Origin of the sequence: Hymenobacter sp. NBH84, assembly GCF_014217645.1 — a bacterium.
Lineage (GTDB): Bacteria > Bacteroidota > Bacteroidia > Cytophagales > Hymenobacteraceae > Hymenobacter > Hymenobacter profundi.
Window position 1 is genome coordinate 4,252,601 of the sequence record NZ_CP043644.1, and the last position, 12,906, is coordinate 4,265,506.

At 54.2% G+C, this 12,906-nt stretch carries 10 protein-coding genes; 3 read left to right on the forward strand and 7 right to left on the reverse strand.

The window, feature by feature from the left end:
• Positions 1-59: 59 nt before the first annotated feature.
• The 3 genes from F1C16_RS17855 to proS form a co-directional block, all read right to left on the reverse strand.
• On the reverse strand, positions 60-524 hold the full coding sequence (locus F1C16_RS17855) for an NfeD family protein (protein WP_185281945.1): 465 nt from the start codon (positions 522-524) through the stop codon (positions 60-62).
• Positions 525-672: 148 nt separating this feature from the next.
• Positions 673-2,571 carry a hypothetical protein gene (locus F1C16_RS17860; RefSeq protein ID WP_185281946.1) on the reverse strand — a complete coding sequence of 633 codons (1,899 nt, stop codon included), beginning with the start codon at positions 2,569-2,571 and terminating at the stop codon, positions 673-675.
• A 115-nt stretch (positions 2,572-2,686) separates the two neighbouring features.
• Complete coding sequence (gene proS, locus F1C16_RS17865; protein WP_185281947.1) at positions 2,687-4,162, reverse strand: proline--tRNA ligase; 1,476 nt, start codon at positions 4,160-4,162, stop codon at positions 2,687-2,689.
• A gap of 199 nt (positions 4,163-4,361) precedes the next feature.
• Here proS and F1C16_RS17870 point away from each other — a divergent pair, with 199 nt between their 5' ends.
• Together F1C16_RS17870 and F1C16_RS17875 are read left to right on the forward strand one after the other, a co-directional pair.
• Positions 4,362-5,573 (forward strand): hypothetical protein, encoded by a 1,212-nt coding sequence (locus F1C16_RS17870; RefSeq protein WP_185281948.1) that lies wholly within the window; start codon positions 4,362-4,364, stop codon positions 5,571-5,573.
• 58 nt (positions 5,574-5,631) lie between these two features.
• Positions 5,632-7,143 (forward strand): OmpP1/FadL family transporter, encoded by a 1,512-nt coding sequence (locus tag F1C16_RS17875; protein ID WP_185281949.1) that lies wholly within the window; start codon positions 5,632-5,634, stop codon positions 7,141-7,143.
• A 76-nt stretch (positions 7,144-7,219) separates the two neighbouring features.
• Here F1C16_RS17875 and F1C16_RS17880 read toward each other — a convergent pair whose 3' ends face one another.
• From F1C16_RS17880 to F1C16_RS17890, 3 genes are all read right to left on the reverse strand, one after another.
• Complete coding sequence (locus tag F1C16_RS17880) at positions 7,220-8,209, reverse strand: hypothetical protein (RefSeq protein WP_185281950.1); 990 nt, start codon at positions 8,207-8,209, stop codon at positions 7,220-7,222.
• 109 nt (positions 8,210-8,318) lie between these two features.
• Positions 8,319-9,797: a M56 family metallopeptidase gene (locus F1C16_RS17885; protein ID WP_185281951.1), complete on the reverse strand. Its 1,479-nt coding sequence runs from the start codon at positions 9,795-9,797 to the stop codon at positions 8,319-8,321.
• On the reverse strand, positions 9,784-10,176 hold the full coding sequence (locus tag F1C16_RS17890; protein ID WP_185281952.1) for a BlaI/MecI/CopY family transcriptional regulator: 393 nt from the start codon (positions 10,174-10,176) through the stop codon (positions 9,784-9,786). Before F1C16_RS17890 ends, F1C16_RS17885 begins: the two co-directional genes overlap by 14 nt.
• A gap of 246 nt (positions 10,177-10,422) precedes the next feature.
• On the opposite strand from F1C16_RS17890, the gene F1C16_RS17895 reads away from it, so the two are divergent.
• Entirely contained in the window at positions 10,423-11,856 is a 1,434-nt protein-coding gene (locus F1C16_RS17895) for an energy transducer TonB (protein ID WP_185281953.1), read from the forward strand.
• A 19-nt stretch (positions 11,857-11,875) separates the two neighbouring features.
• Here the strand turns inward: F1C16_RS17895 and F1C16_RS17900 are convergent, their stop codons facing one another.
• Positions 11,876-12,859: a glycosyltransferase family 2 protein gene (locus F1C16_RS17900; protein ID WP_185281954.1), complete on the reverse strand. Its 984-nt coding sequence runs from the start codon at positions 12,857-12,859 to the stop codon at positions 11,876-11,878.
• Positions 12,860-12,906: the final 47 nt, after the last annotated feature.

The following is a 12,906-nucleotide window of genomic DNA, read 5'->3' on the forward strand; positions in this document are numbered from 1 at the left end:
GATAAAGGGAGTGAAATCGAAGGGCTATGTAACTAACAACTAAAAACTGACACGGCTGCTCAGGCTTGTTCCACCACAATGCGGTTTTGCTCGATGCGCAGTACTCGCACCGGTGTGCCAGCCGCAATAAACTCGCCGCGGGTAGTGGCCTCGCGCCGGTCGTTCTCAAACAGCACCGTGCCGGCCGGCCGTAGTGCCGAGATGGTACGACCAGCAGTACCAGGCTGCACATCGGGTCGGCGGGCATCGTGCACGTAATTGTCGTGCACCTCTGTGAGGGCGAATTTGTTCAGGTTTTTAGGCTTCAACCCAACATACACCAGCGCAGCTGTGAGAAACACCGCACCGCCCAAAATGAAATGGCTGATGGGTGTGCCCAAGTCGCGGTAGCTGAACCAGATGCCTGCCGCTAGGAGCACGAAGCCCACAAAGCCCACAAACGTGGTACCTGGAATAAAAATGACCTCGGCCGCCACAAACAGCAAGCCGAACAGTAGAAGGGTAGCAATCGTGAGCCAGTCCATGGTAGAAAAGTATAGAAGGGTGATAAGGAAAGATACGTAGAAAACAACGCTTTGATAATCTATTGCTTATCAAGCTAACTGTAGACAAATGAATAGATTATAAAAGACGATAACACAACAATCTAGCAGCTTAAAGCGAGTGAAAATCTCACTGAGCTGGTTGTGTTGTTGGATATATTGGTGCGTTTGGATACCACTCATACAAGGATCTGCCGTCGTGATGACGTAATAGGCGCAGGTGATGGTCTTGAATAAACGAGCGGCTTTGGTCAAACACAGTCAGCATGGTAGGACGGTTCTGGAGCGTTTCGGGGTAGTAGTTATTGCGTCCATCATAATACGCTGAGTCTAAGTAAACGAGTATGGGTCGCTGGTCGAGCTTTGCGCGCAACTCGGGTGCCATACCCTCGGGCCGGAAGATGGTGTACAGTAGCTCTGCTTGGTGCGAAACGGTACGGGCGGATTTATTCGACATAAGGGGTAGATTTGTGAGCATTGATAACTGGTAGGCGTTATTGGAGTGTGGGTCATCCGGATCGACCGTGAAGCTGTAGTCTCCTTCACTGCCTACATGATAGTAGGGGAGGGGTAGGATGGCCTGGTACTTTCGGCCGTCAAGCCAGCCGGCTAGTTGTTGCATTGGATCCCCCAGAGCGGGCGCGAGTATATTCGGGCGCTGCGTTTCTTTAGAATAGCCAGACACAGCATCACGCGTATCCTTAATCAACAACAAACACAGGATACCTAACACCCAGCGCATTTTAGGGTGCTGCCACCAATGCGAAAAATACCAGCTACACCCTAGTACCAGAGCCCACCAAAACGGCCACACGAAGCGCGCTAAGGTTCTGAACTGTGTAACCCGCTCGGTTATTTTGTGTAGTAAGAGAAAAGGATTCAGGTAGTTGTGTATGATATACGCGCCGTTGTCTAACTCATATTTTTCGCCTAAGGCAATAAGCACCATTGGTAGGCTTGCCACGAATAGCAGGAGCAGAAACTGATGGTTTTCCCTTTTTTCGGGATAAGCTGGTAGGCGCTTCAGAAAATATAAAACACCTACTATAACTAAGCCATACAAAACAAAAGCGCCCAGGTAGGCTGATGACTCGTAGGGCACTGCCGCTGTTCGCTCGAACAGGAAACGAACTTTGTCGAAATCATACGCCCGGAAAAAGGCCCCGAATTGCAGCTTCCAATCAATCCAATCGTAACCATTGGCTCCCTCCGGTCGCAGGCTGTAACGTGGATCTAGCAGCGCCAGTGAGCCCCAGGTAACGAGAAGCGTAGCCAGCAGCGTAGTGCTACTATAAAGGAGTAATTGGAGCCAGGGGTGGTTTTGGCGATACTCCCGGATAAGCCAGCACAGGAAAAACAGACTCGCAAACAAGCCCAGAATAGCCAAATAATAGAAGTGCAGGTAAGAAATAATAAAAATTGCCAGGGCCAGCCCCACAAACCAACGCCACACGGGTCGGCCCTGCGTCCAACTAGTGTACAAGCGCAGCAATATCCATAATGTGAAGAGTATGGCTGGCGTGTAGGAAAGACTCATATGCCCTACATACAGGCGTGGGGTTTGGGGTCCTAACCAGGGTAGGGCCACCGCCAGGAGCAGTGTCAGCCAGGGTATCACGCCAAGGCGTCGCAGAATGCTGTGTAGCAGTAAGGTACTTACGACCAGCCCGCTCAGCACAAGCAGATCGTAGATGTACAATCCGTAGGGCTCTAAGGTAGGAAACACCCGTACCAGCACATGCAGCAATTCCGTTACTAAGGGCGTGCTGTCAGTGTAGTACATGAACTCCCCAAACGGGTAGTTGTGTCCGCGCACTAGCATCCCATCGCTCAGAGGCTGGCGTAGAAACGACGCAATAGAGAAATAACTTTTGATGCCATCGAAGTGGGTAACAATTAGATACTGGGTAGGATGGAAGATGAGCGTGCGGAACCCGTATAGAACCAGTACTAATTGAATAACTATAGAAGCTAGTAGCCACGGATTAAGCAGCCGAGAAAAAAAGCGCGGAGCAGTGGTAGTAGGCATAATAGGAGGTTCTGAAGGCCAAAAGCGTAAGGGTGAGTAACAAAAAAGGAGTTGCGCGCCCACTAGAAAAATCTACGGGCACACAACTCCTAACTTAGCAGTAACCGGCAGTGCATCAATACGCCCGCGCAAAATAGGCGTAGCGTGCCGAGGGCTTGCCCGTCAGCATGTCTACCCCGTCTTCATCGGGCTCGTTGAGGGCTAGGCAGCGGATGGTGGCTTTGGTTTCCTCCTTGATGCGCTCCTCCGTTTCGGGGGTGCCGTCCCAGGGGGCCAGCACGAAGCCGGCAGTGGTATCGAGCACCCGCTTGAACTCCTCGTAGGTGGTTACGCGCGTGGTGTGCTGCTCGCGGTAACGCATAGCCTTGTTGTAGATATTGGTCTGGATATCCTGGAGCAATTGGTCTACGCTCTGCACGATGTCGGCCAGGGGGAGGTTCATTTTCTCCTTGGTGTCGCGACGGGCTACTTCTACGGTACCGGCGTCCAGATCGCGCATACCCACGGCCAAGCGCACAGGCACGCCCTTCATTTCCCACTCGGCAAACTTAAAGCCAGGCCGCTCGGTGTCGCGGTCGTCTACCTTCACCGAGATACCACGCTCCAGCAAGCCCTGCTGCATGGGGCGGATGCGCTCCAGCAGCTCATCGAGCTGACCAGTTTTGTAGATGGGCACAATTACCACTTGGATAGGCGCCAGCTTGGGAGGTAGTATCAAGCCTTCGTCATCGGAGTGCGCCATCACTAATGCGCCCATCAGGCGAGTGCTCACGCCCCAGCTGGTGCCCCATACGTGCTCCAGTGTGCCTTCCTTGGTTTGAAACTGCACGTCGAACGCCTTGGCAAAGTTCTGCCCCAGGAAGTGCGAGGTACCGGCTTGTAAGGCCTTACCATCCTGCATCAAGGCCTCGATGCAGTAGGTTTCTAGGGCACCGGCAAATCGCTCGTTCTCCGACTTTACGCCTTTCACCACGGGTAGGGCCATCCATTCCTCGGCAAACTCGGCGTATACGTCTAGCATCTGGCGGGTTTCGGCCAGGGCTTCTTCGGCGGTGGCGTGTGCGGTGTGGCCTTCCTGCCACAAAAACTCCGCTGTGCGCAAAAACAAACGCGTACGCATTTCCCAGCGCACCACGTTGGCCCACTGGTTGATGAGCAGCGGCAGGTCGCGGTAGCTCTGAATCCAATTTTTATACGTGCTCCAGATGATGGCCTCGGAGGTAGGGCGCACCACCAGCTCTTCTTCCAGCTTGGCGTTGGGGTCTACGCGCAACTTGCCGGGTCTTTCGGGGTCTGTTTGGAGCCGGTAGTGCGTCACCACGGCGCATTCCTTGGCGAAACCTTCCGCGTTTTTCTCTTCCGCCTCGAACAGGCTTTTAGGGACGAACAGCGGAAAATAAGCATTCTGGTGGCCGGTGCGCTTAAACATACCGTCCAGCGTTTGCTGCATTTTTTCCCAGATAGCATAGCCATATGGCTTGATGACCATGCAACCCCGTACGGCGGCATTTTCGGCCAGGCCTGCGCGCTTTACTAACTCATTGTACCATAAAGAGTAATCTTCGCTGCGCTTCGGCAAACTTTTGCTCATGTTTTGGAGTATCTTTGAAAGTAGAAGTGCAAAAAAAGTCCGAAATAGTGGTAGAACATTTGTCTACCAATAGGGCACCGTTTCGGCCTCAAATTACGTTATTAAAACGAAGCATTCCTCCCGATCAGGTGAAGCGGGTAGTAAATGCGCTCCACCTTCGCCTGCTTCTTCTTCTGTATCTCTCTTTCTCTACTTAGCCATGAAAAAATATTCCACCTTCATTTTATCTGCCCTGAGTGCACTAGCACTCGGCGGGTGCGCGGGCACATCGGCCCTTACTACCTCTACCGAAGACGATGGAGTGTACTATACCTCAAAGGATAAAACTACACTGACCCCTGCCGCCCAGGAGGCGCTGGATGCCCGCTACGGGCAACAGCAAACCAGCGGTGGCTACGCCGCATCGGGCGATGTAAACCCCGAGTACTCCGGTGATGGCACCATGCAGGACGCTACCGGAACTACAGAATACTACGACGACGATTATGGCTATGCCTCTCGTCTGCGTCGTTTCAATAGCTCTACATACAGTGGTCTGGGCTACTCCAGCCTCGCCTATACCGACCCCTTTTGGTATGGTGGCTATAGCCCCTACGGCTTTGGCTCGCTTTACAGCCCCTTCTACTCGCCTTACTACGGCTCGGGCCTGAGTATTGGTTTAGGATTGGGCTTTGGCTCTCTCTATCGGCCGTATGGCTTGGGCTATGGCGGCTTAGGCTACGGTGGTTTATATGACCCCTTTTATGGTGGTTATGGTGGCTTGGGTTACGGCGGACTAGGTTATGGCTATGGACCGGGCTTAGGATATGGCTACGGTTTAGGCTATGGTGGTCTAGGATATGGCTCTCCTTACTACAGTGGGAATTATGGCTATACCGGCGATACGCGTAGCCGCGTCAACTACCAGCCACGTCGCGAGCGGAGTGCCGCCGCGTTGTCGTCGGCTCCCAATACGGGTATACGTGGTGGCCGCTCAGGTGGCAACGCGGTCTTGTCTAATGGTTCAGGTGGTGCAGTCGTGAATGGTAGCAACGGTGGTTGGAGCCGTGGTCGGGTTGTAAGCGGTGGTGCCGCTGGTAATCCCCAGCGCCAGAATGCTGTGAACGTGCCCGCCGATCAGCCCAACTTGGATACCCGCTCGGGCGGGCGCCGGTGGCGCAGTGTCGATGCTGGCAGCCAAGGATACAGCAACCAGGGCAATGTAGCACAGCCCCGTCGTAACCGGCTATTCAGTGGCGATGGTCAAGCAACGCAGCGCCAAGTATATAGCCAGCCCACTCGTTCGTACGAGCAGCAGCAACCCTCGCGTTCGTACAGCCAGCCTTCGCCTTCACGCAGCTCCTTCGGTGGTTCGTCCAGCGGTAGCTCAGTAGGCGGTGGCGGCGGTGGCAGCCGTGGACGCGTACGCTAATGCATCCGGGCTTATGCTCGTAGATGTCTCATTTTCCTTTCTTTCCTGAATGAAAAACATGAAATATTGGCTAGGCTTGGCCCTTGTGGGCTGGGCCAGCCACGCTTTTGCCCAAAGTGAGCTAGATGCTTTGCGGTATTCTCAACTACAGTTTGGCGGCGGAGCCCGTACGCTCGGAATCGGTGGGGCCAACGTGGCGCTAGGTGCAGACGTTGGTAACCTGAGCAGCAATCCAGCTGGCCTGGGTTTGTTCCAACGTTCGGAGGTGAGTTTCACGCCGGGCTTTGGTGTTGGCAATACGAGTAGTGCCTTGCAGGGGAGTGGTAGCCTTACCGATTCCCGTAATAGCTTACATATTGGAAACGTAGGATTGATTTTTACTAACCGCCGTCCTGATAGTGACAACACATCGGATTGGCGTGCGGGCTCGTTCGGTATAGGCGTTACGCGCATCAATGACTTCAACCAGAATTCCGTTTATTCCGGTACGGTTGGTGACCAGCAGTCGTTATTTCAGCGTTTGCGGGAGCCACGCATTGACAACCAGGAAATAGATGACCAATACGCCAACAATGCCTACGTTGATCTAGACGCGCTGGCTTATGGTGGATATTTGAATAATCTGGAGGGCGGCAACGAAGTATCTACCATCCCTCGCAACGGACCTATCACGCAGCGAGAGAGCACGCTAAATACTGGTTCGCAGTCGCAGTACGACTTTGCTTACGGGGCTAGCTACCGCGACAAGCTGTATATCGGTGGTGCCATTGGTGTTGTGGGCACGCGCTATGAGATGACGCGCGATTTCTATGAGACAACCAGTGATGTGAATGTGTATTTACGTGACTACTTGCAAACACGTGGAACGGGATTCAACGCTCGTATCGGAGCCATCTATCGTGCTACGGATAGAATACGCATCGGTGCTTCGGTGCAAACACCTACTTGGTTCCGACTAACGGACACGTATAGCACACAGCTAAGCTCTACTTTCACCCCACCCAGATATATACGAGACGACGCAGGGCAAATAGTCGAGACAATTAATGGAGGTGATGCGCAAACGGGCAGCCAACAATTCTCCTACAGCCTAACTACTCCCTTCCGGGCAAATGGAGGGATAGCAATATTGCTAGGTAAGTACGGCTTCCTAACGGGCGACGTAGAATATGTGGATTATTCTCAACCGCGCTTCCGTGATAATGCTACTGCTAATGGGACGGCTCCTGGGTACGACTACTCCAGCACGAACCAATACATCAGCGACCTGTACCGCTCTACTGTGAACCTCCGCTTTGGGGGTGAGGCACGCTACGAGGCTTTCCGGTTTCGTTTGGGGTATGCCCGCTACGGCGACCCTTATCGTGCCAACGACTTTGACCGTACCCAGAATTACTATACGGTGGGCTTGGGTCTGCGGCAGCAAAACTTTTTCCTGGATATAGCGGGTGTGTACAAGTCGGCTAATAACTACTACTCACCTTATGTACTCAATGCAGGTGATCAGCCAGTAGTAAGCATCGACTCCAACCGCTTTACGACTTCCCTTACCATCGGAACGACTTTTTAAGGGTAGTGTCTCAACACAGAAACGCCGCTACGAACATCGTAGCGGCGTTTCTGTGTTGAGGCTCTTGGCTAATCATTTACTTCGTAATATGCACTTGCAGCTTGGCTGCCGGGATAGGCGTAGTAATCAGGTTTTCTACATAGATAAGCCCAAACTTAGCATCCTGCGTTCGGAAAGCATAGACGCGGCCTTTCACTAGGATTTCGGTGCGGGTAGAGGCGGGGGTAGTAGCACTGTTGTACGCAGCGGTTAGGTCGGCTGGAGAGGCAGTTGCGGCGAAGGTGCTGGCGTTTAAGGCGGTAGTGCGCAGGCGTGTGGTACGGCGTGTGGTGCTATCTGTGGGCCATAGCGTGCTTAAAGCGGGTACCGATGAAGGCGAAGCTAGTACAGCAGAGTTATCGGCACCGGGTAGGTAGACTAGATCAATCAGTCCGTACACATCCGAATAAGGAACCCCAGGAGAGTCGGTTTGGGATCCTATGTAGCGCGGAAACGTCAGGCCCGGTAGAAGAGCTATATATGAACGGCTAGTAAATGTGCGCGGTGCCTGCAAGCCTACTGTGTAACGGTGGTAGGCAAGCGTAGAGTCATTATTATTTGGACGTACGGTAATCCGGAAGCTGGCGGTGCTTGTCTGATTCTGATCATCCGTGCTTGTAAACTTCCAGGTTTCGTAGCCGGGGGTTGAACGCGTGCTAAATGTATTCTGGAAAGCGAACGTTTTCCGCTTCATACTTCGGTTAAATACGACCAGCGTATCACCTCGATCATAATGGTCTGAAATTGATAGACCAGTGTAGTCGACAGGATTTAAGCGTGGATTATATGTTACCTCAATGCGCATATTGGTCAGGTTAGGCGCGTCAGCTGTATCTGCGTTCTGTGCTTTGGTCGTGGCTGCGAATATTTTATACGTCAGTGTATCGGCTGGCGTGTTGATAATGCGCGTATAAGCAGTGTAGCGTGAGCCTCCCACAAAATCGAGCAACGGCCCAGAATCCAAATCGGGCTGGCAGGCGGTGAGCAGCGTGCCCAACAACAGCCACAAAGAAAAACGTAGAAGCATAGTGGGTATAAAGATCGGCAGACGAGCGCAGACTTGCGCTACCATAGCGCAAGAAGCCAGCCTGCCGACCTTAACGCACAAAGCGGCCGGGTAGTCTTTTCAGGAGCGCTTACTTCGGCTGCAACACAAATTCTATATTCACTGTTGCCGCTCCACCAGGCTGGATTACGGGTATGGGATTCACATGCACGGCGGTCGGGGCACTTGCATTGGCTGTTGCTAGCAGCTTCTGACTTTCGAGGAGCTTTTTACGGCTGAACAGGTCGCCGGTGCGCAGAGGCAATTGAGCCAGCAGTGGTGCAGTAGATACCGCAGGGGTACGTGTATCCTGTAGCGTAATCTTTCCTAGCCGGGCTGTCTTTCCCTCCGAAATGGTAAAAACCAAATCTACGGTGCCATTCGGCTGCGGAACTACGCTAGGCTCAATCGAGAAAAACAAGTAGCCCTGATCCATGTATAGCGATGTAACATCAACTCCATCGGGACGATAGTTCAGGCGCTGGCTGAGCGCTGTCGAGTCATACGCACTACCGGTGGCTAGTCCCAGCGCCTGCGTAAGGCGCGCTGACGATACCACTTTATTGCCCCGCCATGTGATACGTCGGATGGTAGGGCCTGTTTGTGCGGTCGTAGGCGAAGACGAAGCGGTTGCTGTCGAGGGTGAGGTAGGCGGCAACGGGGAGCCCGCGTAGGAAGTAACAGCCCATGCCATAGCGGCCACAGGGACAACGAGCAGAAAACGAAGTTTTTGCCAGCGGGTAGGAACAGAGGTGGTGAGCATAAGAATACGTTGCGTTAAAATGGAAGAAGAAAAAGTATGCGTCAGGTGGAAGGGAGGCTGCTGAGCCACTAGCTTTAGTAGTAGGTTGCCGTAGTGGCGAATCCCGATGCCGGGTAGTTGTGCTACAGTGGCATCGGCCAGATATTCGTGCACCTGCCGCACCTGCCGACCCAGGTAGCGCACAGCTGGGTTGAACCAGAGTAGCCAACCGGCCACCTCATAGCCCAGCAGATCCAACGTGTGGTGCTGGCGCACATGCACTTGTTCGTGCCGGAGTAACAGCTGCCGCTCTGTCTCACTAAGCGACTTATGCAGCGACGAAAGAAAAATGAACGGCCCAAAGGAAAATGCTGGTAACGTCTGCGTAGGCAACTGCACCAGGCGGCCCGTCGGCAGACGAATGCTGTCGTGCGAAGTCACCAGCGTATGCAGTTGCCGCAAACTGCGGCTCGTACGCCATACCTGGTAGCAGACGCCAGCAGCGTATACTGCCAGTACCACCCACCCCAGGCTATGCAGATAATCAGGAGTATCAAGAAGGGGAGAGGTGGAGGTGGCTGCCAGCGTCCACTGTAGGGGTAGGGCAGGCAGCGGGCCGCTTGAGGCACTACCAGTGGTAGGGGCCATCCGAGAAGCAAATCCGACCAGCAACGGCAGCGCAAAGCTGGCAGCCAGGCTAACCAGCAAGTACCAACGGTTCCAGCGGAAAGTGGGCAGCCGGGCAAATACCAGTTGGTAAAGCAGCGCAAAGACCAATGTGCCGAAGCTAACCTCGGCCAGATAGAGCAGCAAGCTAGTGGGCATCATCGGTAGGGGCTGTATCGGGGGAAGCCTGGTCCAACAGTTGGCGGAGGCGCTGCACCTCCTCAGGGCTCAGACTTTCTTCTTCTACCATAAAAGACACCAGCGCCGACGGCGAATTGTCGAAATACTGTGTCAGCATACGCTTAAGAGAAGCCGCGCGGTATTCCAGCTTGCTGATGACAGGCGAGTACTCATACGTCTTGCCGTAAGCCTTAAAACTCACATAGCCCTTGCGCTCCAGAATGCGCACCACCGAAGAAATGGTGGTGTAAGGTGGCGCAGGATCTTCGTCTAAATGCTGAATAATGTCTTTAACGAAAGCCCGTTTCAGCTTCCAGAGCACATGCATAATGCGCTCCTCCGTTTTGGTTAGCTCTTCCATGTTGTAAGTATAACGTATAAATACGTTTAATAACGTATTTATACGTTGATCCGGTGCTCAAAATTGAAAATATGTTTGAGTACTTGTTTTAAGTAATTGATGTAAAGACGATTGCAGAATAAATAGCTGCTTAAGCGAGATAGGGTTTTATCGATAACCGATGTATATATCGCCCACCCTAGTACCATTGCTGATGCTTTCGCCCTATTTGTACCAGAATAGCTGCTGAAGCCGTTATTTTGTCCGATGCCTACCCTTCGCCTTTTGCTGCTCAGCGGCCTAGCTTCTTTCCTATTCTACAGCTGTCAGTCCGACACGCCCGCTCATACAGAGGTAGCAGACACTGAAACCGAATCACCCGTTGACACACTGCCTGCCCCCACACCCCGCCGCCTCGATACCCTAACCTGGCACCGAGTAGAGCGCCCTACCCAAGCTAATGCTCCGCTCATCCGGCCAGGAGCCGCGCGCCGCGCCATAGCGCCCCGCGACACCGCCGCGCCGCCACCCGCCGAAGCGCGTCTCTACGACCTCACCCTGAAAGCCAGCGAGTACCATAAGATAGACCCTACCCACCTGGCCGAAGTGCGGGGTAGGGAAGGCACCGTTGTACGTATTCCGGCGGGCACGTTGGTCGACGCGCGTGGGGAGCCCGTAACCGGCCCTGTGTTTGTGGAACTGAAAGAGTGCTACGGGCTGGCTGATGTACTGCTCTCCAACATTGTGTCCGAAACCAATGATGACCAACTGCTTATACCGGGTGGCGCAGTATTGGTGCGGGCCACGGGCAACGGCCAGTCCCTGCGCCTAGCCGAGGGCCGCGCCGTACAGGTAGAGTTTCCGGCTTCTGCCCGATCGGGAATGCCGCTATATTATGGGCGGAGCGGGCGCCGGCAGCCTATCCGGTGGATGGCGGCTGGCCCGGAAGCAGTAGTAGACAACCAAATATACCCAGAGGCGCAACCCATGCCCGCGTATGAGAGTGGCCCGGCTGCCCTAAACAAACTCGTGCGCTACCCCGCCGCAGCCGATAGCCACACGCAAGGCACTGTTTACGTATCGGCGGTGATTGACGAAGCAGGGCGGGTGCTAACGCCTAAGGTGCTGCGCGGCTTGGGTAGCAGCTTCGATGTGGAGGCCCTGCGGGTAGTGCGGCAAAGCTCGGGCCGCTGGACGCCCGGCCAGCGCGAAGGCCGTTTTGTGAAGGTGAAAGTGCTGGTGCCCATCCGCTTCACCCTACCCGAAACGTCTGACCTACTGGTCCGCGCCGACTCAACTGATTCGCCAACACCACCGGTAGCTGACGAAGAAGCATCGGCCGCTAATCGACAGGCATTTCGGGTAGGGCAGCTAGGGTGGGTGGCGGCTGCCCGCCCGCGTCCCGCGGCCGAAGCCGTTACTACCCTCACGGCGGCCGTAGAGCCCGACACGCACACCAGCGTACGGCTGGTACTACACGATGCGGCTACCATTGTGCTAGGCCAGCCCACCGACACAGGTTACGACTTTGTGGACGTGCCTGCCAACAAAAAGGCCGTGCTACTAGGTATCCGCTATATGAGCGGCACGCCCTACGTGGCGGTACGGGAAATCACAACCGGGCGCCATAGCAGCGAGCCGCTTAGCTTCCGCGAAACCACACTGGCCGAGTTGGAGCGGCTAGTACAGGAGTTAAAATAAAGCGGACCAAAGCTACTGGCTACGTTGGAAAAACAGGACCCGGATGCGTAGCAGGACTAGCGGCAGGAGCAACGCTGGTAACTGGAATATTGGTATCGGAAATAATGTAAAGCGGGCGCTGGCGCACGTTGGCCGACAACCGCGACAAATATTCACCAATAATCCCGACAGCAATTAGCTGCACGCCACCCAGAAACAGGATACTTACCATCAGCGAGGCCCAGCCCGGTTGGTAGTCGTGCACTACAAACCGCTCGTATAGCGTGTAGAGGACGACCACAAAGGCAATGCCCGATACTACAAACCCGCTGATGGTCGCAAACTTAAGCGGCGCATCGGAGAAGCCCGTGATGCCGTCTAATGCCAGCCGAATCATCTTGCTATAGGTGTAGCCAGTGGCACCACCGGCCCGCTCGGCCCGGTCGTATTCGAGGTAGGTCTGGCGGTAGCCAATCCAAGAAATCTGCCCACGAATAAACTTGTTTTGCTCCGGCATCTGCTTGAGCGCATCCACTACCTTACGGGATACAATGCGAAAATCACCGGTATCCACAGGAATGGAAATGTTGGTGATGTTGGTCAGAATACGATAAAACAGTTTGGCCGTGAACTTCTTGGCGGCGCTTTCGCCCTGGCGCGAGCGGCGGCGGGCATATACTACCTCGTAGCCTTCGTGCAGTTTCTGGTAGAGCTGCGGAATCAGCTCCGGCGGGTCCTGTAAATCGGCGTCGATAATGACTACCGCTTCGCCCTGCGACAAGTCCAATCCGGCCGTGACGGCAATCTGGTGCCCGAAGTTGCGGCTGAAATCAATGTAGCGTACGCGCGTGTCGCGCTCCGTAAGAGCCTTAATCAGGCGCAGCGACTGGTCGCGGGAGCCGTCGTTGACAAAGATGAGTTCGTAGGAACGGCCAAGTGAAGCTAGTACGCCATTCAGCCGGTCGTAAAGTATCTGGATGTTGTCTTCCTCATTATAGATAGGGATGATAATCGATAGGTTCATGAGGGAGCAAGCTTACCAAGTATAGATCACAAAGATAGGAGGATGCA